Here is a 24,932-nt window from a genome sequence, read left to right as displayed (position 1 = left end):
TGCATAATTTTCGTTATGGTAGCTAAAAAGGGATTAAATAAGTTTAAAACAGCTCGTTTTTAAGCTTAACGAAAATCTCTTTTGTATTTAAAGCTTCATTTTTTAGCTCACTATCAAGTAAGGCCGAGTTTTTAAGGTCGTCAAAATCCTCTATCATCACATCACACATCATCTTAATGCGTTCACTATCAGCCTTGCTGATGCTACTTTGGCTCATTTTTTTGATACGCTCAAGATACTCTTTGCCATTTTTTATGTATGAGCTAAATTTGATAGCAGCCTTGCTTTGATTTAGCACAGTATTTGCCATTTTGTTATAAATATCTATATCAAGTGCTTTTTGGCTTAAATTTAAAGCCTTTTCATATTCTTTGTTTTTGTATAAAAATTTTGCTTCAAGGGCGAGTTTGTAGGAGTTGTCGCTATAAAAAAATAGTCCGAATAAAACAATTAGAAAGATGGCTATAAAAATAGATAGTTTATTTTTCATAAATTTCATCCAAAATTTCTTTTATCTCGTCTCTTATTTGCGGATTTTTATGCGCATACTTTTTCCACCAAATTTTTAAATTTGCTCGAAAGTCCTCTTGGTTTTGCTCCACGCTCTTACCACCGTCGTTTTGCGAGGCCTGCCAAAGCTCGTTTTGTATCTTCTCTTTTGCATCTTTTTGCTCCAAATTTTCCACACTAAAAGGAGCTGAGAGGCTAAAATTTATAGTTGAAAATGGCTTTGGAAGTATCATCTTATCCCAGCTTTTAAACTCCCAAAACGAGCTTGCTTCAAAATTTAGAGCATAAATTTCACAAGATGACTTTTGTGCGATCACCACAGCTCCGTCTGCCACGCTGTGCCTTGGTCCGCGCGGGCCATCTGGCGTGATGATGACGTCGTGGCCTTGCTTTATTTCTCTTAAAGCTTCTATCAGTGCCCTTGCACCGCCTTTTGAGCTGCTACCTCTAATGGTACCGATGCCAAAAAAATTGATTATTCTGGTGATTAGCTCGCCATCTTTGTGGTCACTGATTATAACCTTGCCTTGTTTTCTATTTTGCTTGCTCCACCACTGCCTATAAGCAAAGCTCATAAAGCTAAGTCTACCGTGCCAAAAGATGACTACGCAGCCATTTTGTGGTAAGAAATTTGGAGTGTAGCTCTTTTTGCAGGTTAGAAAAATGAGCCACATCAAAATGTAGATGAAAAAGACGCTAACGCTTAGGGCGAGCTTTTCAAGGGTGTTTTTAAATTTGCAGCTCGCCATACAAAACCATTCGTTTTGGGTTTGTGATCTTGATTTTTTGTGTAGTGCCAAGAAGCTCTTCGCTGCCATCAACTTGAACTAAAAAGTTGTTAAAGCTTCGTCCAGCAACGCCGCCGTTTGCTCTTAGCTCTTCAAAATATACATCAAAAATTTTATCTTTTTGTGCCGCCACGATCTCGTCTAAAATTTCGTTATGGCGATTTTGTAGGCGCGTTAGCCTTTCTGAAGCGGTCTTGTCATCTATTTGATTTGTGAAAGTAGCTGCCTTTGTAAGAGGGCGAGGTGAATACTTAAAGCTAAAAATTTGCTCAAATCTAACTTGCTCAAGCACGTCCATCGTATCTTCAAACTCGCTATCACTCTCGCCCGGAAATGCGACGATGATATCAGTTGAGATGCTAACATCTGGGCACATCTTTCTAAGTCTTAGTGCGCGGTCTAAAAACCACTCTTTTGTGTATCCACGCTTCATTTCACGCAAAACTTTGGTATTTCCGCTTTGAAGTGGCATATGCATAGACTTGCAAATTTTAGGGTTGTTAGTGAAAATTTCTAGAAATTTATCATCCATGTGAAGTGGGTGTGGGCTTGTAAATCTTATCCTCTCAACGCCATCTATCTCACTTATCTTTACTAAAAGGTCGCTAAAATCGATATTTTCTTGCACGCCTGAAAATCTTTTGCCATAGTTATTGACATTTTGCCCTAGTAAAAATATCTCTTTTGCACCGCTTTTTGCGGCCTTTTCTACCTCTTTTAAGATGAGGCTTGAAGGGATAGAAATTTCATCGCCTCTGGTGTGCGGGACGATGCAGTAGGTGCATTTTTTATCGCATCCGATCGAGATGTTGATATGACTTTTATATGGTGAGCCTCTAAACTCGCCAAATGCATATTCGCTCTCGTCGTGGTTGATGTCGGTTGAGATAAATTTAGGCGTATTTACAGCTTTTGTGATCTTGCTAACATTTCTTGCGCCAAGGACAAAGTCAACGTAAGGCGCGCGCTTAAAAATTTCACTACCCAAATGGCTTGCAGTACAGCCACAAACGCCTATCTTTGCCCCTCTTTTTTTAGCTTTTTCAAAGGCTCCGACCTCGCTAAAGAGCTTATGAACTGGCTTTTCACGAACCGAGCAGGTATTTATAAGGATTAAATCAGCTTCTTCTATATTTTGTGTTAAGGAGTAGTCTTCTTTTTGTGAGAGCTCGGCTATGATATGCTCGCTGTCACGAACATTCATAGCACAGCCTAAAGTTTGGATAAAGAGTTTTTTACTCATTAAAGTATATGCACTTCATACATGTAGTCGCTATCATCAAGTCCGTATTTTACGGTTCTGTGATAGACGCTTAGCCCTTTTTCTTCAAAATGCTCGACTAAGGCGATTAGTTGTTTGTGTGTGTTTTCTTTATCAAAATAGAAAATTTTCTGACCCTCTTTTTCGACAGCTGCCTCTATTTTTTCTAGTGAAATCGTTTTTGGTTTTGCGTCTAATTCGGCTCTTGCAAGTTTTAGCTCCATTTTTAATCCTTTCAAAATCTTAAATTTTAATCGGTCAATATATCCAAAACATCATAAAAAAAGGATTAAATAAAAGTTAATAATAAGCTTAAAGTTATTAAAAGTATGGCTTATGTATAATTTCAAAACTTCACGAAAAATCCCCGAAATTTATCGTTACAATGGAGAAAAAATGGAAAGAATTTCAGATATCATCGAGTCAATTGCAAATGAGAAAAATTTAGAGATAGAAGATGTAAAAGAGCGCGTTATAAGAGCTTTGATAAACACTGCAAAAAGAGTTTATGGCGAAAATTATGAATATGACGTGAGTATCGATGCAAATAAAAATTTAAAGCTTTATCAAAAAATTTCAATCGTAGCAAACGACGATGAGAGGCTTGAAGAGGATAATGAGCACTTTTTAAGCTTAAGAGAGGCTAAAAAGATAGACAGTGGCGTAGAGATCGGAGATGAGCTCACTTACGAGCTAAGCCTTGATAACCTTGGCAGAACCGCAGCTCAAACGCTTCACAAGGAGCTTGAGTATCACATCCAGCGCCTAGTTGAAGAGAAAATTTTACAAAAATATAATGAGATGAGCGGCCACATGGTCTTTGGACCAGTTGTTAGAGTCGATAATGACGAAAACACATTTATCGAGATAGACGAGCTTCGTGCCATCTTGCCACGCAAAAACCGTATAAAAGGCGAGAAATTTAAAGTTGGTGACGTGGTAAAAGCTGTTATTAGAAAAGTCTTTACAGATAAAAATTTAGGCATAAAGGTCGAGCTGTCAAGAACTTCACCAAAATTTCTTGAAGCACTGCTGACTTCTGAAGTGCCTGAGATAAAAGACGGTGGTATTATCATTCAAGGAAGTGCTAGGATTCCTGGTGAAAGGGCAAAAGTAGCACTCATCTCAACTACTCCAAACATCGATCCAGTCGGCGCAACAGTCGGCACAAAGGGCGTTAGGATAAATGCCGTAAGCAAAGAGCTTCACAACGAAAGCATTGACGCGATCGAGTATGCGGCAGAACCGGCGATATTTGTCGCTCGTGCGATGGGACCAGCTATTATCACATCGGTAAAGATTGAGGAAAACAAAGCGATTGTTACACTTGCGAGCGAGCAAAAGAGCAAGGCGATCGGTAAAAATGGCATAAATATCCGCCTTGCAAGCATGCTAACTGGCTATGAGATCGAGCTAAATGAGCTTGGCTCAAAAACTAGCAGCAGCGGCGAAAATGGCGAAATGGTTAAAGATCTAAAAGCACTCTTTGGTGATAACTAATGAAATTTCAAATAAGAAAAGCAACGAGAGCTGATATAGACGTGATCTGTGAGCTTGTAAGAGAGCTTGCGAGCTATGAAAAGATGAGTGATCAAGTCACTTTTACTAATGAAATTTTTGTAGACTCTATCTTTAATAAAAATCACACAAAAGCCCTTATCTGCGAAAGCGAGGGCAGGGCGATAGGATATGCTATCTATTTTTACACATTTTCTACATTTTTGGGGCTTGGTGGGATCTATCTTGAGGATATTTACGTCAAAAAAGAGTTTAGAAATCAAGGTATAGGCAAGGCATTTTTTAAATTTCTAGCTCAAATTTGTAAGGATGAAAATTTAAAAAGGCTTGAGTGGTGCTGCCTAAACTGGAATGAGCCAAGTATTAAATTTTATGAAAGTATGGGTGCTACAAATCAATCTCTTGAATGGAGAAACTACCGCTTGGACGGTGAAAATTTAGAAAAGCTAGTAAATTTATAGCCCTAAAAATCATTTTTAAAAACTGCATAAATTTTTATATAATTTTGTTTTATTATATTGCTAGGTTGCGAGACTAATGAAGTAAAATTTAAACATTACTGTTAAAATTATCATTTAAATTTCTCAGATGTTTTTCTGGGCTGAAATACTAACTGTGTGTAAATTAAGTAAGGCTATTAATTAAATTTAAGCTTAAAGCAACTACTTTAAGCTCAGTTAAATTTACTCGTTTAGGATAGAAAGAAGCTCTTTGTTGTCTTTTGTTTTTAGCATTTTTGCATATAAGAATTTAAGCGCTTCGACGTCGTCCATTGTGGCGATCGCAGAGCGGATAGCCCAAATTTTTTGAAGCTCATCAGGTTTTTGAAGTAGCTCTTCTTTTCTTGTGCCTGATTTTAGCACGTTGATAGCTGGGTAAATTCTACGGTCTGAAATGTTGCGATCAAGTACGATCTCGCTGTTACCAGTGCCTTTAAACTCTTCAAATATCACTTCATCCATGCGTGAGCCAGTGTCGATTAGCGCGGTTGCGATGATGGTTAGTGAGCCTCCATGCTCGATGTTTCTAGCTGCACCAAAGAAGCGTTTTGGCTTGTGAAGTGCGTTTGCGTCCACGCCACCTGTTAGCACCTTGCCGCTTGGTGGAGTCACTGTGTTGTAGGCACGTGCTAGACGTGTTATACTATCAAGCAAGATGATGACGTCTTTGCCCATCTCAACTAGACGTTTTGCCTTTTCGATGACTAGCTCTGCTACGCGGACGTGATTAAGTGCTGGTAGGTCAAACGTCGAGCTAAATACCTCGCCTTTTACGCAGCGCTGCATATCTGTAACTTCTTCTGGTCTCTCATCGACTAGAAGTACCATGAGCTGGGCTTCTGGGTGATTTTTGGCGATGCCATGAGCTAGCTCTTTCATAAGCTCGGTTTTACCGCTTCTTGGGGGTGCGACGATGAGGCCGCGCTGACCCTTGCCAATAGGAGTGAAAAGGTCAAGCACACGGCCAGTTAGCTTCATCGGATCATACTCTAAATTTAGCTTTTCAGTTGGAAAAAGTGGAGTTAGGTTGTCAAAGAGTGGCCTCTCTTTTGCGTCTGCTAGAGGCATGTAATTTACCGCTTCGATCTTTAAAAGGGCGTAGTATTTTTCCTGATCTTTTGGCTCTCTTACTTGGCCGGTGATGATGTCGCCCACGCGAAGTGCAAATTTGCGGATCTGTGAGTTTGAGACGTATGCGTCATTTGAGCTGTCGCTTAAATTCGCATCGACAGCCCTTAAAAAGCCATAACCTTCATTTGTGATCTCTAAAATTCCAGTAAATAGTATAAAGCCGCCTTGTTTTGTCTGGGTTTTTAGTATCTCAAATATCAAATCCTGCCTACGAAATTCGCGTGGATTTTCGACACCGACGCTATTTGCGATCTGTACTAGCTCATCTAAGCTAAGCGTTCTTAGCTCTTCGATCTTGTGTCCATCTACTGGTATGTGTGTTCTTGATGCTTGATACTTTTTTGTAGTTTTTGTGTTTTGAGCAGCACTTTGCTCGGTTTGGTTATTTTCCATATTTCCTCTTTAAATGCGGGGATAATTTTGCAGAATTTCTAAGTTTCAAAAAGAAGTTTTTGAAAGTTTTGGCATTTTATAAAAATAAAACTTTGTTGTCAAGAAATAGTATAAAATAAAATTTTTGCTCAAAAATGGTTGATTTGCTATAATCTCGCCATTTTATAAAGATAATAAAAGAAGAAATTTGTGCCTATTTTTGCAGTTTGCCTACCATAAATTTATATGGTGTGTAATAGGCATGTGATGCAATAATATTGGTAAAAATTTTAGATAAAAGAAAGTAAAAATGCCACAAAGTAGATGTGCTCATTGTAGATTAAAATTTGATGAAAGCGTGATGATCTCAAATGAAAGCGGACTTAAATTTTGCTGCGCTGGCTGCAAAAGTGTTTATGAAATTTTAAATGAAAATGGCCTTGGCGAGTTTTATGAACGTCTTGGTAAAAATACACTTACACCGGCAAGCAACGGTTTAAATATCAAAAATTTAGCGGCAAATTTTAGTGAGCTTGTGACAAAAGAGGGCGAGTTTAGTCAAATTTCATTTTTAATTGAGGGCATCACTTGCTCAGCTTGCATCTGGCTACTTGAAAAGGCACTTTTTAACTTACCTGGCGTCTTGGAGGTAAATATCAACTCGCTTAATCAAAAAGCGGTCATTGTTTTTGATGAGCAGGAGCTTTTAATAGAGCAAATAATTGAAAAAATTTATGCCATTGGTTACGTCCCAAAGCCATATGCTACGAGTCAAAAAGAGGACAAACTAGCCAAGAAAAGAAGAAAATTTTACACAAAAGCGCTAGTTGGTATCTTTGCTACGATGAACATTATGTGGCTAGCCATTGCTCAGTATAGTGGGTATTTTAGCGGCATAAGAGGCGATATAAAAGATATTTTAAGCTTTGCGCAGTTTGTATTAGCGACGCCTGTGCTTTTTTATACTGGTAGCGAGTTTTTCAAAGGGGCAAAGATAGCCATAAAAAACGCTTCGCCAAATATGGATCTGCTCGTTATCACCGGAGCTAGCATTACCTATATTTATTCCATTTTTGCGATGTTTACGAGGAGTGGCGAGAGCTATTTTGACTCGGTTGCAATGATCATCACCTTTGTTTTTATCGGTAAATTTTTAGAAATTTTGGGCAAGAAAAAGGCACTTGAGACTTCAAATTTCTTAAATGATATGCTGCTTGCAAAAGTGTGTATTTTAGAAGATTGTAAGGATGTTTTAAAAGAGCCAAGAGATGTAAATTTGGGCGAAAAGATTGTGCTAAGATCTGGCGAGAGGGCGCTACTTGATGGAGTGGTGCTTAGTGGTGAGGCAAGCGTGGATAGCTCAAGTCTAACGGGAGAGAGCCTGCCTGTGACCTTGGGAGTGGGGCAAGAGGTAAAAAGTGGCGTCATTTGCCAAAATGGACAAATCATCTATGAAGCAAAGGAAATTTTTAAAAATTCTTATCTAAATCAGCTTATAAATTTGCTCCAAACTGCTGAGCTAAAAAAGCCAAATATCGAGCTAGTAGTCAATAAAATCGCTTCTAAATTTTCTCTTAGCGTGCTGACATTAGCATTTTTTACATTTTGGTTTTGGTGCTTTAAATTTGGCTTTTCAGAAGCTATTGTCACGGCTGTTAGCGTCATCGTGATCGCTTGCCCTTGTGCGCTTGCCCTTGCCACGCCAGTTAGCAGTGTTTGCGCTCTTGGTGTGGCTTTTAAAAATAGAGTGCTTTTTAAAGAGGCTAAATTTTTTGAAAGCCTTGCAAAGTGCGATGTAGCGGTCTTTGATAAGACTGGCACGCTCACAAAGGCAGAATTTGAAGTTAGTGATTTTTTCATAAAAGAGAGCATAAGCTTAGATGAAATTTATTCGCTAGCTCTTATATCAAATCATCAAATAAGCGTGGCAGTGGCTAAATTTCTAAAGCAAAAAGGTGCAAGGAAAATAGAGCTTAAAAATACAAATTTAAGCGTGGCAAAGGGTGTTGAGGCTGAAATTTCAGGTAAGAAATTTTATGCAGGAAGCAAGCGATTTTTAGTTGAAAATGGTATTAGCTTTGATGAAGCTGAAGAAAATGTGAGCTTTTTTGTGGGGCTTAATGGTGAGTTAGTGGCGAAATTTTACCTAAAAGATAGTGTAAAGCCCGAGGCAAAGACCTTGATAGACGAGCTAAAGAGCGCTGGCATGAAAGTGTGTATCTTAAGTGGCGACGTGCAAAAAGTGGTAAAAAACGTGGCAGATGAGCTTGGCGTGAGTGAGTTTAGAGCAGAGATGTTGCCTGAAACGAAAGCTAAATTTATAAGCGAACTAAAAGAGCAGGGCAAAAAGGTGCTAATGGTAGGGGATGGCATAAACGACGCAGCAGCGCTTAGCCTTGCTCATGTTGCCATTTGTATGGGAAGCGGGGCGGCAATAAGCTTAGAAAGAAGCGATGTAGTGCTACTTGATGATAGTTTAAAAAGTCTAGCAAAGGCCATAAAAATCTCGAAATTTACTTACAAAACGATAAAGCAAAATTTGCTCTTTTGTCTTCTTTATAATGTTCTTGCTCTGCCATTTGCCGTATGTGGCTACGTCATTCCGCTATTTGCTGCGCTTTTTATGTCGCTTAGCTCGCTAAGTGTTATCTTAAACTCGCTTTATATTGTTAGAAAATTTAAGGAAAAATAATGGATAGCGTGACACTTGCGATGCTAGTTTTTATCTCAGTTTTGATGGGAGCATTTTTGCTTTTTGGCGTGCTTTGGGGGATAAAAAATAATCAATTTGAGGACTACCGAAAATTTTTAGACGGAGCAAACCTGGACGACGAGGATGCGCTAAATGAAGCTTACGCGCTCGAACTTCGCAAAAAAGAAGCTCTAAAAAAGAGGCTAGAGGCTAGCAGTAAAGATAAGGCTAACTCTCGATAGTTGGCTCGCCAAAGAGCCTATTTGCCTCTTTTAGTATTCCTTGTTCTCTTTGCCTTTGAAGCTCTTCTGGCGTTTTTGGCTCTTTATTTAGCATCAAAGCAAAGTTATTTTTTTCGTTTTGTAGCTCGCTTTTTATCTCGGTTTTTGGCTCATTTTTAGTTTCAATGTTATTTGCATTTAGTCTTAAAATTTCCTCATCAAGCTCGTCTAGTTCGCTTTTTTCATTATTTTCTAAAGAGGCTTTAGGCGTCTTAGTTTGTACTTTTTGCTCATCACTCTTTGCATTTACTATTTTCGCATTTTGTCCAAAAAGCGCACGCAATATCTCATTTAAAATTTTCCAATTTTTCTTAAAATATTCAAGATTTTCATTTTTTGCATTTACTATCAGTCCAAGCTCATTGTTATTAAAGAAGCTAAATTCTACAAATTCTTTAAAAAACTCGCCAAGATCGTAATTTCTATCATAAATTTTTGTTAAGAAGAGTTCGTATGGACCTTGCATTTTAGCAGGAGCTGCTTGACTTTTTTGAGTAATGACTTCTGTGATTTGAGTGGAATTTTCGTTATTTTTTGAGATCACTTCATTTATAGCGTCATCGATATCTTGTAAATTTAGTGCTTCTATCATCATAAAAAGCATTAGCATTAGCACAAAGCCATTGTCGCTACTTACATTTAGCATACCTTTAGCTTGTGCCAAAATCCTAAAAAATCTCTCATAAACAAGTAGAGAAATTTTTGAGTCGTTTTCTATAAATTTTTGCTTTAAATTTGCCAAAATTTCATCTATTATCATCTCTGGATCGTAGCTTTCAAGTTCGCTTACGAGCACTCTAATGGCATTTTTATCGTGATTTAAAACATGAGCTATTATCTCTTCGATCTTTTCTGGATCAAGAAGTCCTAACATCGATGCTACGCCATTTGCCGTGACATTATTTGCCCCGTAAATGATAGCTTGATCAAGAAGTGTCAAAGTATCTCTTAACGATCCTCCGCCACTTCTTGCTAAAATTTCAAGTGCCTCTTTTTCGTAGCTAATGCCTTCTTTGCTTAAAATAAACTCAAGATGTTTAATGATGCTGTATCTGCTTATTTGCTTAAACCTAAAATGCTGCGTTCTTGAAAGCACCGTTGTTGGGAGTTTTAATGGATCAGTCGTCGCTAGGATAAATTTTACATAGCTTGGTGGCTCTTCAAGCGTTTTTAAAAGAGCGTTAAATGCCTCTTTGGTTAGCATATGCACTTCATCGATTATAAAAATTTTATATCTTGCCATTGCCGGAGCATATTTTGTTTGTTCTATTAGCTCTCTTATATCATCTATCTTTCTGTGGCTAGCAGCGTCCATTTCGATGATGTCCATATGTCTTGACTCATTTGCCATTATGCATTGTGGGCATACTTCACATGGTTTTGAAGTAGGTCCTTTTTCGCATACTAAAGCTTTTGAAAATATCCTGGCACTTGAAGTTTTACCACTTCCTCTAAGCCCTGAAAATAGATATGCATGACTGATTCGACCTTCGTCAAGTGCGTGTATAAGACTTTTACTAACTGCTTCTTGACCGATAAGTTCATCGAAATTTTTAGGGCGATATTTTAAAGCTAGTGCTTGCAATGCGGTATCCTTTTTATAAAGTTCAAGGATTTTATAAAAAAAGGCATAAATTTATGATTATTTATATATTTAATTGGCTTTAAAATTTTTTATTTTAGTTTAATAAGGGCGGATAAATTTTTTATAGATTTGCATAAAATTTCTAGTACATTTGCAAAAAAATAAAAAATATCCCTTTTTATAATGATCCATAGCTGCATAGATTTAAAATTTATAATAAAAATACATAAAATTTTATGTTAAATATTTTGTATTTTTGTATGTATTGTGTTTGGTATAAAAAGCCTTGGCATGTGTGCCAAGGCAAAATTTTAGATTAGCAAGAGAAGCAAGTTTTAAACTCATAAGCGGTTGGACGTGCTTCGTAAGGCCAAACTTGAGTTTCAAATTTAAAGTGTTGATAGGTATCTATGAAAAGATCGGTCATTATTGGTTTTAAGTATTCATTATCGCGAATTAGCGCTTCAAGGCTACCACGAAGTGTGTGTGGAAGCTGCTCTATGCCACGCTCTCTAATCTCATCTAGGTGAAGTTTAAATAAATTTTCATCCATAGGACCAACTGGCTCATATTTGTGCTTAACGCCGTCAAGTCCTGCCATTAGCATCGCTGAAAAGGCTAGATAAGGGTTTGCTGTGCTATCTGGAAATCTCATCTCAGCCCTAACTGACTTTTCACCTGAGCCATAAGGTATGCGGATACTTGCTGAGCGGTTTTGACTAGAGTATGTTAGGATAGATGGTGCTTCAAAGCCAGGGATTAGGCGTTTGTAGCTATTTGTGCTTGGGTTAGTAAAGGCTGCAACGCTTCTTGCGTGTTTTAAAACTCCACCAATATAGTATCTTGCGAAATCACTTAAATTTGCGTAGTTGCCCTCTTTATAGAATAAATTTTTACCATCTTTCCAGACTGATTGATGCACGTGCATGCCGCTTCCGTTGTCGCCATAAAGTGGTTTTGGCATAAATGTAACTGTCTTGCCATTTAGGTGAGCGACCATACGAACGACATATTTATAAATTTGAACATTATCGGCGGCTTCGACTAGATTGCCAAATTTCACGCCGATCTCGCCTTGACCTTGTGCGACTTCGTGGTGTCCTAAAAAGACTTCAAGACCAACTTGCTCTAGAACTTGCATCATCTCGGCTCTTAGATCTACCATGCTATCTATCGGCTGAGTCATCAAGTAGCCGCCTTTTCTGCGTGGGCGATGACCTGTGTTGTAGCCATCTTTGAAGTCAGTAGCATCGTTCCACTCGCCTTCCTCGCTGTCTACTTGATACATCGCGCAGTTTGGGCTATCGATGATTTTGACGTTGTCAAAGACAAAAAATTCATTCTCAGGGCCAAAATACGCCTCATCACCAAGACCGCTATCTTTTACGTACTGCATTGCTCTTTTGGCAATTGAGCGAGGGCATTTTTCATAAATTTGACCCTTGTAAATGTCGTAAATATCGCAAAAAACAACAACTGTAATATCAGAAGTAAATGGGTCTAAAAATGCAGTTGTAGCTTCTGGCTTCATTATCATATCGCTCTTATCGATTGGTTGCCAGCCATGCATAGAGCTAGCGTCCATCGGGATACCATTTGTGAAATTTTCTTTCGTAACAGCCTTTATATTGTAGCTAATGCTATGCCAAGCACCACCTAAATCAGTAAATCTAAAATCAACAAATTTGACTTCATTTTCTTTACAAAAATCAAAAAAATGATCTATATTTTGGACGAATTTTCCCACTTTTTTCTCCTTTTAATTTTTAAATTTTTCGTATTCTATCATAAAACCTAATATTTAAGATTAAATTTATATTTTATTTGAACCCAATCTAAAATTTTACTAATTCTCTATCTCTATTTTTAAAAATAGCACATTTTGAATAACCTAAATCTCTGGCTATTTGCTCGCAAATTTCACCATTTTTACCGATATCTTCTTTTGTGTGAGCGTCTGAGCCAAAGGTGATGGTTATATCTTTTTCGGCTATTAGTTCAAGTAAATTTACGCTTGGATATTGCTCGCCGATAGGCTTTCTAAAGCCAGCGGCATTTATCTCAACAACTAAATCTGCTTCTTTTATCGCATTTACTGCATTTTTAGCCAAAATCCTAATATCCTTTTTTGGCAAAAATTTAAAAAGTTTTAAAAGATCGATATGCCCCATAATGTCAAATTTACCAAGCTTGGCCGATCTTTCTACGTGATCAAAATACTCTTGCCAAATCTGATCCAAGTCTTTGCCCTCGTAGCCACCGATAAATTCTGGATTGTCAAATGCCCAGTCATTAAAAAAATGCACAGAGCCTATCAGATAATCAACCTTTCTAGCAAAAACTCTCTTATCCATAAAGCCATCTAAAAAGTCCATCTCATAACCAAGTAAAATTTCTATCTCACCGCTAAATTCATCTCTTAAACGTAAAATTTCATCTTCATAGCCCTGCATTTCATCAAAGCTCATTCTGTAAGCTTCATCGTAGTTCATCGGTGCATGATCGCTAAAGCCAAAGTATTTTGTGCCAGCTTTTATTGCGTTTTGTACATACTCTCTTGGCTCGCCAACTGCGTGCTTGCAAAGTGGCGTGTGGTTGTGAAGATCGACGGTCATTTTTAGCCTTTTAAGGTCATTTATTTTTAAAAATGCTATCTAAAAATTTATAAATTTAAAGATAAAGGCATTGCTTTTAAACTTACTTTTTATTTAAATCCTATATAATCAAGCCAAATTTTATTAGGAGCTTTTATGACCCAAGAGGAACTTGACGCACTTATGGCAGGTGGGCTAGATGATGAGTTGGATGAGACTAAAGAAGATACTGGCCAAGAGGTTGCGGACGTCAAAGAGGATACGGACGAGGTAACAGAAGTTGCAGAAGCAATCGATACTAAAGATGAGCCACAGTCAAAATCAGAAAGTAATTCAAAGAATGCGGAAAACTACAGAGTGAGTGCAGATGGTGTTTGGCCACCACCACCACCAACAGAAGACCACAAAATGGTTCATCAGCTTGATGATGTGACTAGAGATAGCGAAGAAAAAGCTACTCAGATGTTTGATAAGCTTGAGACGATAAATAACTTTTTTATGGACGCTGAAAGTGACTCAAATAGCTTAAAGGATGCGATAAACTCAAACATCGAACTATTTACGACATTAAGCCAGAAATTTCCAAATATTGCCGCATTTAGCGAAGCTTTGGATAAAAACAACGCACTTCTTGACACGATCGATAACATAATCGGAAATTTACAAATGGGACAAGATGAGATAATGATGGCTATGGATATGATGCAGTATCAAGACATTCATAGACAAAAGATCGAGCGTGTTATCAACGTTATGAGAGCTCTAAGTAAATATATGAATACCTTGTTTGAAGGTAAAATAGACGATGAAAAACGTGTTGGCTCAGCTGTTCATATCGCAGGTGATACAACGACTGAAAATCTTGTGAGCAACGATGACATTGAAGCCTTGATAGAAAGCTTGGGTAAAAAATAGTGCTAAAAAGGCCTGAGCTTTTATCTCCAGCTGGAAATTTAACAAAACTTAAAATCGCCCTTGAGTATGGAGCTGACGCTGTTTATGGCTCGGTGGCTAGCTTTTCACTAAGGACTAGATCGGCTAGGGAGTTTAACCTTGAAACATTCAAAGAGGCGATAGACTACACACATGCAAAGGGAAAGAAATTTTATGCGACCATAAATGCTTTTCCTTTTAACTCTCAGATCGAGCCATTAAAAAGGCACTTGCAGACTATCTCGGCTATGAAGCCAGATGCCTTTATTATCGCAACTCCAGGCGTTATGAGTTTAGCAAAAGCCATCGCTCCTGATATCGAGATACATCTCTCAACTCAGGCAAATGTCATGAATGTGCTTGATGCAAAAATTTATCATGACATGGGCGCAAAACGTATCGTCGTAGCACGCGAGATGAACTTAAAAGATGTCATAAAGATAAAAGAAGAAATTCCAACTCTTGATATCGAAATTTTTGTACATGGCTCAATGTGCTTTGCTTATTCTGGTAGGTGCTTAGTAAGCTCAGTGCAAAGTGGGCGTATGTCAAATCGCGGCAGCTGTGCCAACGACTGCAGGTTTAAGTATGAACTTTACGCTAAAAACGAAGAGAGTGGCGTGCTTTTCCGCTTAGAAGAGGATGAAAACGGCACTCATATTATGAACTCAAAAGATCTTTGCCTCATCTCACACATCAAAGAGATCGTTGATAGTGGCGTCATTGATAGCTTCAAGATAGAGGGCCGCACAAAAAGCGAATACTACGCAGCTTGCACGGCTAGAGCCTATAAAATGGCGATAGATGATGCGTTAAATGATAAATTTAACGCACAAATTTATGAAAATGAGATAAATACGCTGAAAAATCGCGGCTTTACGGATGGTTATTTGGTGCATAGACCTTATGAGCGAACCGATACACAAAATCATGTTAGCAGTCTAGAAGAAGGCACACATCAGGTAAATGCAATAAGCGAAGATGGCGAGTTTTTTAAGTGCAAATATAAAATTTTTCCAGGCAATAGCTATGAGATCGTGGCTCCTACTGGATCGGTTATAGAAGATAGTGAAAATGAAATCTCAAAGGTTTATTCACAAGAGGGCAAGAAATTTATCAATTTTAAGCAGCTCATCACCAAAAAAGGTAAGGTTATGAGTGAAATTCATAGTGGCAATGAAAATGAGATAAACCTCGGCGTTAAGCTGCCAAAATTTAGTTTTTTAAGGGAGAAAATATGAAATTTGTTTCTATTATAATGGGAAGTAAAAGTGACTATGAGATCGTTAGTGAGGCGGCAAAGACTCTGGAGAAATTTGGCGTAAAATATGAACTGATAATCAGTTCAGCCCACAGAAGCCCAAAAAGAACTAGCGAATACGTCGCAAATGCCGAGAAAAAGGGCGCAAAAGTCTTCATCGCAGCTGCTGGTATGGCGGCTCACCTAGCTGGTGCGATTGCTGCAAATACAACAAAACCAGTGATCGGCATACCAATGGCTGGCTCGGCTCTTAGCGGTGTTGACGCACTTTACTCAACTGTGCAAATGCCAAGTGGTATGCCAGTGGCAACCTTAGCTATCGGAAAAGCTGGAGCGATAAATGCAGCCTATTTGGCGGTGCAAATTTTAGCGCTTGAAGATGATAGTCTAGCAAGTGCTCTAAAAGCTGACAGAGAGGCGAAGATAAAGGCCTTAGAGGAAGACTCTTCAAAGGTTGAAGTGATACTGTAAAAAGGAGAAGCGGTGCAGACCTATCTTGGAGTTGATGAATTTTGCAAACTTGTACACTTGGAGCGTGAAGTTATCGAAGATATGATAAATCGTGGCGTTTTGAAAACCAAAGAGGAAAATGGAGAAATTTTGATAGAAGCGAGCGAAGGAACGATGAGTGTTGTGCCTAGTGTTTCGCAAAATTTATCTATGCAACCGCAAGGCCAAGATGGTATCAGCTTTGTTGAAAAGACGATCGGAACGATATTAAATTTACACGAAAAGGTGCTTGACGCAAAGGATGAGACGCTTGAGACCTTAAGAAATGAGAATAAATTTTTAAAAGAGGCGCTCATTTCGATGCAAGAGCTCTATGACGAAGATAGAAAAACAGTTGAGACGCTCACAAAACAGCTTAAAATTTCACAAGATGAAGTTGAATTTTTAAAACGAAAATACAAACTAATGTGGAACAAAGCGGTTGAAAATTTTAACGGACAAAAGTAGTTTATGAAGATTATAAATTTAGAGGATAGTTTTAAAATTTACGGAGTAAAAACTCGCACTAAAAATGAAGATGAGATAGACGGCAAGGGTAAAATTCCGGCTTTATGGTCTAAATTTATGAGTGAGTACTATGATGGCAAGAGTGAAATTTATAGCGTTTACTGTAATTACGAAAGCGATTTTAATGGACATTACGATAACTTTATCGGCAAAAGATTAGGACAAAAATGTGATAAAAATTTAAAGATACAAAGTGGAAAATACGCTCTTTTTAGTTTTGCAAATGAGCCACAAAATGTTGCAAAATTTTGGGGTGAAATTTGGAGATATTTTGAAAGTAGCGAGCTAAAAAGAGCCTATGAAACAGATTTTGAGCTTTACAGCAGCGACGAGATAAAAATTTTTATATCTATTTTAGGTTAGAAAAAATGAATAAAAAAAACAATAGTTCAATTTTGAGTTTTATCGAAAATTTTGGTAACAAATTGCCAAATCCAACTATGCTTTTTATCTATCTTTCGATTATTACGATAATAATATCGTTTGTATTAGAAAAGATGGGCGTTGGTGTAAGCTATCAGGCTATCAAAGATGGACAAATATCACAACTTAATGCAAATGTTATAAATTTGCTTTCTGCTGATAGTCTTAGATCTTTTGTTTCGTCTGTGCTTAAAAATTTTACTAATTTTTATCCTTTGGGAGTAGTCTTTGCGATTATTCTAGGTATTGGTATCGCAGACAAGTCCGGACTTTTGTCAGCACTTATGACAAAGATTGCCTTAAAATCTTCCAAAATATGGGTAACTCCAATCGTTATTTTCCTTGGCGTAATGTCAAATGTTGCTTCCTCGGTTGGCTATGTTGTGCTAATCCCGCTCGGAGCTATTTTATTTGCTGGATTTGGTCGCCATCCAATTGCTGGACTAGCTGCTGCTTTTGCTGGTGTTAGCGGTGGCTGGTCGGCAAATTTATTAATCGGTACAAATGACCCTATGTTTGCGGCATTTTCTATGCAAGCAGCTAGCGTGTTAAATCCAGATTATGTAGTATTAGCAACTGCAAATTGGTATTTTATGATCGTTTCGACATTTTTGATCGTATTTGTTGGGTGGTTTGTAACGGATAAAATCGTAGAGCCTAGGCTTGGCAAATTTGATTTTTTGGGTGATTTTAGCCTAAAAGAGCATAGCGAGATAAGTGCAGAGCAAAAACGTGGCTTAAAATTTTCGCTAATAGCATTGATCGTTTTTGTGATTTTATTGCTTGTGGCTATTTTGCCTTCAGGCTCTTTATTTGGAGCAAAAGGCAATGAAAGCTTTATGAAATCTACTTTTATGCATTCTATTGTTGTTTTTATGATGTTGCTTTTTATAGTAGTAGGCGTAGCTTACGGTGTAGGCGCCAGGAGTATAAAAAGCAGTAATGACGCCATAAAATTTATGGAACAATCTATTTCTGAGCTATCAGGATTTTTGGTTTTGATATTTTTTGCAGCCCAGTTTACATATCTTTTTAATACCTCAAATATTGGGCTAGTGCTTTCTATAAAAGGTTCTATTTTTCTAAAAGAGGTCGGATTAACTGGACTTAGTCTTATTATAGTTTTTATTTTTTTGATCGCTTTTATAAATTTATTTATAGCTGTTGATTCTGCAAAGTGGGCGATGATGGCTCCGATTTTTGTACCAATGTTTATGAATCTTGGACTCTCGCCAGAGCTTACACAGGCTGCTTTTAGAATAGGCGACTCTACTACAAATATCATAACGCCTTTGATGCCATTTTTTGTTTTGATAGTAGCTTTTATGCAAAAATACAATAAAGAGTTAAAAATCGGATCAGTTGTTTCTATTATGCTTCCTTATACGGTTGCATTTTTAATTTCTTGGACAGCACTAATGTCGTTTTGGTACATTTTTGATCTACCGCTAGGACCTGGTGCAGTTATACACTATGTAAAGTAAAATTTTAAAAGGAAAGCAATGACATTTTCACAAATAATATTAACCCTTCAAAACTATTGGCAAGAGCAAGGCTGCGTGATACTTCAACCATACGACATGCCAGCTGGTGCGGGCACCTATCATCAGGCGACTTTTTTAAGAAGCCTCGGACCAAAGCCGTGGGCGACTGCATATGTAGCTCCAAGCCGCCGTCCTACTGATGGCAGATACGGCGAAAACCCAAACCGCCTAGGCGCTTATTATCAGTTTCAAGTACTCATAAAGCCAAGTCCAGAAAATATCCAAGAGCTTTATCTAAAAAGCCTTGAAAAGCTTGGGTTAAATTTAAAAGATCACGACATCCGCTTCGTCGAGGATAACTGGGAGAGCCCGACGCTGGGTGCTTGGGGACTGGGCTGGGAGGTCTGGCTAGATGGCATGGAAGTGACTCAGTTTACCTATTTTCAACAAGTGGGTGGCATCGCATGCGAGCTGATCTCTGGTGAGATAACATATGGCCTTGAACGTTTGGCCATGTATCTACAAGATGTAAATAGCGTCTACGACATCGTTTGGGATGATAGGGATGGAAATATCGTAACCTACGCCGACGTTCACAAACAAGGTGAGTATGAGTGGAGTAAATATAACTTTGAAGTAGCAAACGTAGATATGCTTTTTAACCAGTTTGAAAACGCATTTAACGAGTGCAAACGCTGCTTAGAGGCTAAAATTTCACTGCCAGCTTACGACTACTGCATGCTTGCGGCTCACACATTTAACGTCCTTGATGCGCGTGGGGCGATCAGCGTAACGCAAAGGCAAGACTACATCCTAAAAATCCGCGAGCTGGCCAAGGAGTGTGCGCTAACTTATAAAGAGAGCCTAGAACAAAAGTAAAATTTTATGAAAATAGCTGAAATTTATAAAATTTTAGATGAAATTTGTCCATTTGCGAGCCAAGAGTCTTGGGATAATAGTGGCCTTCAAGTTGGCTCATTTGATAGCGAATTTGAGCGAATTTATCTAAGTCTTGATTTGGATAGCGAACTTTTGCAAAATGTCTTGCCAAATTCGCTCATCATCACTCACCATCCACTCATTTTTAAGGGGCTAAAGAGCCTAGACTACAGCCTTTATCCAAGCTCACTCATAAGAGAGATGATGATAAAAAATATCTCGCTCATCTCGCTTCACACAAATGCTGACCTTGCATTTTTAAATGAAAAATTTGTGATGCAGGTTTTGGGGTTTGAAATTTCAAGCAAAGAGGGCTTTTTGATCTATACTGATGTGAAGATGAAATTTAGCGAGCTTTGTGAATTTGTAAAAGAAAAACTTGGGCTAGAAAATTTAAGAGTAGTTCATGCAAAAGATGAAATTTTTAAAATTTGTATCTGCACTGGAAGTGGCGGAGATCTCATACAAGAAGTCAAAGCAGATACCTTTTTGACAGGCGATCTAAAGTATCACCAAGCTCTTTATGCAAAGGAAAACGGGCTAAATTTAATCGATATAAATCACTATGAAAGTGAACGTTATTTTGGTGATTTTTTAGCAAAATATTTGCAAAATCTGAAAATTGAAGTTATAATACGCAATTCTAAAAATCCATTTACATATTGCTAACAAAAAAGGAAACATTATGAATAAATACTTACAACAATTAGTTGAATTATCTGACCTTGATAAACAAATAGATGGCTTTATACCACGCATTCAGGATATAGAAAAGGCTTATAAAAATATAGAAGAAGAGTGCGAAACTATAACGGTTAATATAGAAAGACTAGATGAAGAGGTAAATGACTTAAAATCTCAAAAATCAGGTACGAATGCTCATATTGCCGAGTTTAGTGCAAAAATAAAAGATGTGGCTAAAAAAAGCTCAGGCGCAAAAAGCGAAAAGGAGATAAAAGCTCTAAGTCTTGAAGAAGATATTGCAAAAGAGCAACTTGAGGCTGCAAATGAAGAGATCGCTAGACTTGAGAAGCTAATAGATAGTAAAAATAGTCAAAAAGATGAGCTTGGTGCAAAAAAAGCTGAACTTGAAGAGAATTTAAAAAATATAAAAAGCAAAACTTCATCTGAACTTGAAAATATCGGGAAAGAACGTGAAGAAGTTTATGCCAAAAAAGACAAGCTTATCGCCACTATGAATCAAAAAATTCTCGCATTTTATGAAAAAATTAGAAAATGGGCTCACAATACAGCTGTTGTTCCTGTAAAAAAACAAGCTTGTTATGGTTGCTTTATGCAGATAAACGATAAAACTTTCTCTGCTGTTCTCAAGGGCGAAGATATCGTTACATGTCCGCATTGTGGCAGAATTTTATACAAACAAGAGCAATAACACATTTCGTGATAATAATATATTACTTTCTAGCCTCAATACTCTATCTATTTGGGGCTATCTTTTTATTTTTTTTAAGTTTTAAAAAAAAGTATCATAAGTCGATTCCGGCACGTTTTTTTCTATTTAATAATCCAAAATTTCAAGACGCAGATGTACATTTTCACGCTTGCTCATTTGGCGAGGTGCAAGCACTCAAGCCTTTGATGCAAAAATTTGATAGTAAAGCTATAAGCGTGGTGACAAATACAGGCTTTGAAGCGGCAAGTAAAATTTGCTCTAACGCGAGATTTTTACCGTTTGAAATTTTCTTGCCATTTTGGCTAAAAAAGAGCAAAATTTTAGTAATTTTTGAGGCTGAGCTTTGGCTTATGCTAGTTTTCATGGCAAAGCTAAAAGGCAGCCGCGTGATACTGATAAACGCTAGAATTTCAGATAGAAGCTACAAAAGCTACTTAAAATTTGGTTTTTTTTACAGATATCTTTTTAAATTTATAGATAAAATTTACGCCCAAAGCAAGCTTGATAAAGAGCGCCTAAAGTCACTTGGAGCAGGTAAAATAGAGGTCACTGGCAATATAAAAGCTGCATTTTTGCCAAGTGTGAGTAAAATTTATGAAAAACCAAAAGCTAGAGTGATCGTGCTAGCAAGCACGCATGCTGGCGAAGAAGAGATGATTTTAGAAAATTTAAATTTAAAAGAAAACGATCTTTTAATTATCGCACCACGCCACCCTGAGAGATTTTCAGAAGTGGAAAAGTTAGCAGCCGAATACACTAAAAAGTATGGCTTTTGTTTTGCGAAATTTAGCCAAACACATAAATTTGAAGCAAAGATAAATTTACTTGATACTCTTGGTGAACTTGTAAATGTTTATGCTATTAGCGATATAGTCGTGCTTGGAGGCAGTTTTGTGCCAAATATCGGCGGCCATAATCCAATCGAGTGTGCACAATTTAACCCAGTGATAATCAGCGGCGAGTTTATATTTAACCAAAAGGCGTTATTTAGCCTAGTTGAAAACATCTATATTGCAAAAGCTAGCGAGATTGTCGGCATAATGGATGGTGAGGCCAAAAAGAGCAGGATAGCCGTGCAAGCAAGCGCTGATGCGATCATAGAAGATATAAGGAGCACTTTATGAGTGAAGAAAAAGCATATAAAATTTTAGCCAAACAAAAAAACATCTCAAATAACGAGGCAAAGGAACTAATCGACAGTGGACTAGTCTATGCCAAGGGGCAAAAGGTGATGATCGCTCGTGCTTTAATGAGTGAAAATACTAAATTTGGTGTCGAAGAGATGCCAAAGCCAAGCGTTATCTTTGAAGATGAAAATTTGATAGCCATTAGTAAGCCAGCTGCCGTGACTAGCGAAAAAATCAGTCAAATTTATAAATTTCCACTCCTTCATAGACTCGATAAGGACACAAGCGGCGTGCTACTTCTTGTCAAAAATGACGATTTTGCGAGCCTTGCTATAAATGAGTTTAAAAAGATGAAGGTTGAGAAAATTTACGTGGCCGCAGTTAGGGGCATCATGAGCGAGGAAGTGGTCGTAAATGAGCCGATCTTAACGATAAAAAATAAAAATGGCGCCATTTCAAAGATCTCAAAAGATGGTAAAGAGGCGATCAGTGAAATTTCACCGCTCATGGTTGTGGGTAAAAAAACACTGGTAAAAGTGGCTATAAAAACAGGCAGGACACATCAGATAAGAGTGCATCTGGCTAGCTTAAATTTACCTATCGTTGGCGATGAAAAATACGGCAAAAATAGGGCAAATAGAATGTTTTTACATGCCTATTCTATCGCTCTTTTAAACTATAAATTTAAAGCGCTGATCCCAAAAGAATTTAATACTCTTGGATTTGAGCTATCTAATAAATTTGAAATTTAAAGAGCAATAAAGAAATTATTTAGTAATATACGCCCTTTAATAACAACTTGGAAAGGTGATTAGTGTTCGAACAAATTAGCGAGTCTTTTAGATTAGCCGTTAGCAAGATACGTTTTGTAGATGACGAAAAAGCTCTAAAAAACGCACTTGACGTGCTCAAAAAGGCTCTTTTAAAAGCTGATGTTCATCATAAAGTCACAAAAGATCTACTCGCGTCTATCGAAAGCGAATTAAAGCAAACTGGCGTTGGTCAAAAGAATTTCTTGGATGCGATCAAGTCAAATTTAACGACTATCTTAACAGCTCCTGGCAACCAAGGCTTTGTCTATGCGCCAGTTGCACCGACCATTGTTTTGATGGCTGGTTTGCAAGGTAGTGGTAAAACAACGACAACTATCAAGCTTGCAAACTATCTAAAACTAAGAAAGAAAAAAGTTTTAGTTGCGGCTTGTGACTTGCAAAGATTAGCGGCAGTTGAGCAGCTAAGACAGCTCTGCGTTGCAAATGAGATTGATCTTTTCTTTATAGAAAATGAAAATAATCCTATAAAAGTAGCAAAAGAAGCACTAGAAAAAGCAAGAAGTGGTCTTTATGATGTGCTTTTAGTGGATACTGCTGGTCGTCTTGCAATTGATGAGAAGTTGATGCAAGAGATAAAAGATATAAAAAATGCGATAAATCCACATGAAATTTTCTACGTGGCTGACGCTATGAGTGGTCAAGACGCAGTAAAAACAGCTACAAGTTTTAATGAAATTTTAGGAATTTCTGGAGTTATCCTTTCTAAATTTGACTCTGACTCAAAAGGTGGCGTAGCTATTAGTATTGCAAAACAGCTAAATATTCCACTTAGATTTGTCGGTACCGGCGAGAAAGTAGCTGATATCGAGAGTTTTATACCAGACCGCATTGTAAGCCGTATAATGGGTGAGGGTGACTTAGCTACTTTGGTGGAGAAAACATCGACTATTATCGATGAAAAAGAGGCAAAACGCCTAAATCAAAAGATAAAAAAAGGTCAGTTTAACTTTAATGACTTTTTAGATCAAATGGAAAGCGTTAAAAAGCTTGGTAGCATGAAGTCTTTGATGGGGATGATACCTGGTCTTTCAAATATTGCAAATCAGATAAAAGATATAGATCTTGATAATTCAAAAGAAATTTTACATATTAAGGCTATGATAAACTCTATGACGCAAAAAGAGCGTGAAAATCCTGAACTTTTGAATAATAGTAGAAAAAGACGTTTAGCGGCTGGTTCTGGACTTTCTCAGATAGAGGTAAATCGATTTTTAAAGCAGTTTGAAAATGCCTCAAAACTTGCTAAGAAATTTTCAGGAAAAGGTGGAGCAAAAGGACTTGTAAATATGCTTTCTCAAGCAAATCTTAAAAGACCTGTTTGATAAAAGAGTTTAAATTTGGATATTTGTTATCCAAATTTAAGCTTTATTTAAAAACAAGAGGAGAAATATAATATGGCAACAGTAGTAAGACTAACAAGAATGGGACGTAAGAAAAGACCTTTTTATCGTATAGTTGTTACAGATAGTAGAAAAAGACGTGATAGTGGCTGGATAGAAAGTATTGGCTATTACAACCCTATGGTTGAGCCAAATGTTATAAATTTCAACAAAGAGAGATTAGATTACTGGAAAAGCGTTGGTGCTAAACTTAGCGATAGAGTTGCACAAATTACAAAATAATGGTTAAAAATTTTTTATACGAATACGCTAAGTTAATTGCTGATTTTCCTGATAAAGTAAGTGTTGATCGTCAGGAACTTGGTGAAAATTTTGCTGAGATAATTATAAGTGCTGATAAGGTTGATACGGGAAAACTTATCGGCAAAGATGGCAAAATGATAAACACTATAAAGACCGTTATTATTGGTTGTAAAGCCAAAGATAATACAAGCTATAGAGTAACGGTAAAAGCTATTGAATAGTGATATTGTTGAAGTCGCTACCATCGGAAGATGTGTTGGTTTAAAGGGCTACTTAAAGCTTCACAATAAGAGCGACTTCCCAGAACAGTTTAAAAAAGGTGCAACCTTTTTTGACAAAAACAATTATCAGCTGATCATAAAAGACTACAATAGACAAAAAGAACTGGTTTTGTTTGAAAATTTTAATGACTTAGATCTTGCTAAAGCGCTTGTAAATAGAACTATATATATAACAAAAGAGCTCACTAGAAAAAACTGTAAATTAAAAAAAAATGAATTTTTTCAGTTTGATATTATTGGCTTAAAAGTTATAGAAAATGGTGAAATTTTGGGTATTGTAGAAGATATTCAAGATAATTTTGCAAATTCACTTTTATACATAAAAACAGACGAAGAGCTTACTTT

At 37.3% G+C, this 24,932-nt stretch carries 27 protein-coding genes; 19 read left to right on the top strand and 8 right to left on the bottom strand.

The features are described from left to right. Positions 1-43: 43 nt before the first annotated feature. The 4 genes from CYP64_RS07735 to CYP64_RS07720 are packed head-to-tail and all read right to left on the bottom strand — an operon-like array spanning position 44 to position 2,783. Positions 44-490 (bottom strand): hypothetical protein, encoded by a 447-nt coding sequence (locus tag CYP64_RS07735; protein ID WP_103649445.1) that lies wholly within the window; start codon positions 488-490, stop codon positions 44-46. Further along, positions 480-1,259, bottom strand: a complete 780-nt coding sequence (locus CYP64_RS07730) for a lysophospholipid acyltransferase family protein (protein WP_103649305.1) — start codon at positions 1,257-1,259, stop codon at positions 480-482. Before CYP64_RS07730 ends, CYP64_RS07735 begins: the two co-directional genes overlap by 11 nt. Further along, positions 1,240-2,541: a tRNA (N6-isopentenyl adenosine(37)-C2)-methylthiotransferase MiaB gene (miaB, locus tag CYP64_RS07725; protein ID WP_103649304.1), complete on the bottom strand. Its 1,302-nt coding sequence runs from the start codon at positions 2,539-2,541 to the stop codon at positions 1,240-1,242. The genes CYP64_RS07730 and miaB overlap by 20 nt, the downstream gene beginning before the upstream one ends. Then, on the bottom strand, positions 2,541-2,783 hold the full coding sequence (locus CYP64_RS07720; RefSeq protein ID WP_002941786.1) for an HP0268 family nuclease: 243 nt from the start codon (positions 2,781-2,783) through the stop codon (positions 2,541-2,543). Before CYP64_RS07720 ends, miaB begins: the two co-directional genes overlap by 1 nt. 172 nt (positions 2,784-2,955) lie before the next feature. On the opposite strand from CYP64_RS07720, the gene nusA reads away from it, so the two are divergent. Further along, the gene (nusA, locus tag CYP64_RS07715) at positions 2,956-4,059 is read left to right on the top strand and encodes a transcription termination factor NusA (protein WP_103649303.1); all 1,104 of its coding nucleotides are present in this window, start codon (positions 2,956-2,958) and stop codon (positions 4,057-4,059) included. Then, the gene (locus tag CYP64_RS07710) at positions 4,059-4,538 is read left to right on the top strand and encodes a GNAT family N-acetyltransferase (RefSeq protein WP_103649302.1); all 480 of its coding nucleotides are present in this window, start codon (positions 4,059-4,061) and stop codon (positions 4,536-4,538) included. Before nusA ends, CYP64_RS07710 begins: the two co-directional genes overlap by 1 nt. 222 nt (positions 4,539-4,760) lie before the next feature. Here CYP64_RS07710 and rho read toward each other — a convergent pair whose 3' ends face one another. Then, complete coding sequence (gene rho / locus CYP64_RS07705) at positions 4,761-6,101, bottom strand: transcription termination factor Rho (protein WP_103649301.1); 1,341 nt, start codon at positions 6,099-6,101, stop codon at positions 4,761-4,763. 289 nt (positions 6,102-6,390) lie between these two features. Between rho and CYP64_RS07700 the strand changes: the two genes are divergently transcribed. Together CYP64_RS07700 and ccoS are read left to right on the top strand one after the other, a co-directional pair. Further along, positions 6,391-8,772 carry a heavy metal translocating P-type ATPase gene (locus tag CYP64_RS07700; protein ID WP_103649300.1) on the top strand — a complete coding sequence of 794 codons (2,382 nt, stop codon included), beginning with the start codon at positions 6,391-6,393 and terminating at the stop codon, positions 8,770-8,772. Further along, positions 8,772-9,014, top strand: coding sequence for a cbb3-type cytochrome oxidase assembly protein CcoS (ccoS, locus tag CYP64_RS07695; RefSeq protein WP_103649299.1), 243 nt, complete (start codon positions 8,772-8,774; stop codon positions 9,012-9,014). Before CYP64_RS07700 ends, ccoS begins: the two co-directional genes overlap by 1 nt. On the opposite strand, the gene CYP64_RS07690 is transcribed toward ccoS, so the two are convergent. The 3 genes from CYP64_RS07690 to CYP64_RS07680 form a co-directional block, all read right to left on the bottom strand. Further along, entirely contained in the window at positions 9,001-10,638 is a 1,638-nt protein-coding gene (locus tag CYP64_RS07690) for a DNA polymerase III subunit gamma/tau (RefSeq protein ID WP_103649298.1), read from the bottom strand. The two genes, ccoS and CYP64_RS07690, sit on opposite strands and share 14 nt — an antisense overlap. 316 nt (positions 10,639-10,954) lie before the next feature. Next, entirely contained in the window at positions 10,955-12,385 is a 1,431-nt protein-coding gene (gene glnA / locus CYP64_RS07685; protein ID WP_103649297.1) for a type I glutamate--ammonia ligase, read from the bottom strand. 88 nt (positions 12,386-12,473) lie between these two features. Further along, positions 12,474-13,253, bottom strand: coding sequence for a histidinol-phosphatase (locus CYP64_RS07680; protein ID WP_103649296.1), 780 nt, complete (start codon positions 13,251-13,253; stop codon positions 12,474-12,476). 135 nt (positions 13,254-13,388) lie between these two features. On the opposite strand from CYP64_RS07680, the gene CYP64_RS07675 reads away from it, so the two are divergent. From CYP64_RS07675 to rimM, 15 genes are all read left to right on the top strand, one after another. After that, the gene (locus CYP64_RS07675) at positions 13,389-14,147 is read left to right on the top strand and encodes a chemotaxis protein (RefSeq protein ID WP_103649295.1); all 759 of its coding nucleotides are present in this window, start codon (positions 13,389-13,391) and stop codon (positions 14,145-14,147) included. Next, complete coding sequence (locus CYP64_RS07670; RefSeq protein WP_103649294.1) at positions 14,147-15,406, top strand: peptidase U32 family protein; 1,260 nt, start codon at positions 14,147-14,149, stop codon at positions 15,404-15,406. The genes CYP64_RS07675 and CYP64_RS07670 overlap by 1 nt, the downstream gene beginning before the upstream one ends. After that, positions 15,403-15,897 carry a 5-(carboxyamino)imidazole ribonucleotide mutase gene (gene purE, locus CYP64_RS07665; RefSeq protein ID WP_103560332.1) on the top strand — a complete coding sequence of 165 codons (495 nt, stop codon included), beginning with the start codon at positions 15,403-15,405 and terminating at the stop codon, positions 15,895-15,897. Before CYP64_RS07670 ends, purE begins: the two co-directional genes overlap by 4 nt. Positions 15,898-15,909: 12 nt before the next feature. Next, positions 15,910-16,383 carry a DUF3972 domain-containing protein gene (locus CYP64_RS07660; protein WP_103649293.1) on the top strand — a complete coding sequence of 158 codons (474 nt, stop codon included), beginning with the start codon at positions 15,910-15,912 and terminating at the stop codon, positions 16,381-16,383. Between the two features lie 3 nt (positions 16,384-16,386). Then, positions 16,387-16,806 carry a GyrI-like domain-containing protein gene (locus tag CYP64_RS07655; RefSeq protein WP_103649292.1) on the top strand — a complete coding sequence of 140 codons (420 nt, stop codon included), beginning with the start codon at positions 16,387-16,389 and terminating at the stop codon, positions 16,804-16,806. 5 nt (positions 16,807-16,811) lie between these two features. Continuing rightward, the gene (locus tag CYP64_RS07650) at positions 16,812-18,350 is read left to right on the top strand and encodes an AbgT family transporter (protein ID WP_021091050.1); all 1,539 of its coding nucleotides are present in this window, start codon (positions 16,812-16,814) and stop codon (positions 18,348-18,350) included. Positions 18,351-18,368: 18 nt separating this feature from the next. Continuing rightward, on the top strand, positions 18,369-19,229 hold the full coding sequence (glyQ, locus tag CYP64_RS07645) for a glycine--tRNA ligase subunit alpha (RefSeq protein ID WP_021090594.1): 861 nt from the start codon (positions 18,369-18,371) through the stop codon (positions 19,227-19,229). 6 nt (positions 19,230-19,235) lie between these two features. Then, positions 19,236-19,958, top strand: a complete 723-nt coding sequence (locus CYP64_RS07640; protein ID WP_103649291.1) for a Nif3-like dinuclear metal center hexameric protein — start codon at positions 19,236-19,238, stop codon at positions 19,956-19,958. Positions 19,959-19,974: 16 nt separating this feature from the next. Then, complete coding sequence (locus CYP64_RS07635) at positions 19,975-20,682, top strand: zinc ribbon domain-containing protein (RefSeq protein WP_103649290.1); 708 nt, start codon at positions 19,975-19,977, stop codon at positions 20,680-20,682. Positions 20,683-20,690: 8 nt separating this feature from the next. Further along, a complete protein-coding gene (waaA, locus tag CYP64_RS07630) occupies positions 20,691-21,827 on the top strand; it encodes a lipid IV(A) 3-deoxy-D-manno-octulosonic acid transferase (protein ID WP_103649444.1) in 1,137 nt (378 codons plus the stop codon). Next, complete coding sequence (locus tag CYP64_RS07625; protein ID WP_103649289.1) at positions 21,824-22,582, top strand: RluA family pseudouridine synthase; 759 nt, start codon at positions 21,824-21,826, stop codon at positions 22,580-22,582. The genes waaA and CYP64_RS07625 overlap by 4 nt, the downstream gene beginning before the upstream one ends. Positions 22,583-22,644: 62 nt before the next feature. Further along, the gene (gene ffh, locus CYP64_RS07620) at positions 22,645-23,985 is read left to right on the top strand and encodes a signal recognition particle protein (protein ID WP_103649288.1); all 1,341 of its coding nucleotides are present in this window, start codon (positions 22,645-22,647) and stop codon (positions 23,983-23,985) included. A gap of 72 nt (positions 23,986-24,057) precedes the next feature. Continuing rightward, a complete protein-coding gene (gene rpsP / locus CYP64_RS07615) occupies positions 24,058-24,285 on the top strand; it encodes a 30S ribosomal protein S16 (protein WP_009293992.1) in 228 nt (75 codons plus the stop codon). Beyond that, complete coding sequence (locus CYP64_RS07610; RefSeq protein WP_103649287.1) at positions 24,285-24,527, top strand: KH domain-containing protein; 243 nt, start codon at positions 24,285-24,287, stop codon at positions 24,525-24,527. Before rpsP ends, CYP64_RS07610 begins: the two co-directional genes overlap by 1 nt. Further along, positions 24,520-24,932 (top strand): ribosome maturation factor RimM (gene rimM, locus CYP64_RS07605; protein ID WP_103649286.1); only part of this gene is annotated, 413 nt, incomplete at its 3' end. The genes CYP64_RS07610 and rimM, both read left to right, overlap by 8 nt.

The organism is Campylobacter concisus (genome assembly GCF_002913945.1).
In the GTDB taxonomy this organism is placed as follows: Bacteria; Campylobacterota; Campylobacteria; order Campylobacterales; family Campylobacteraceae; genus Campylobacter_A; species Campylobacter_A concisus_P.
The sequence above is the reverse complement of the archived record's forward strand: the minus strand, read 5'-3'. Positions and strand labels throughout refer to the sequence as shown.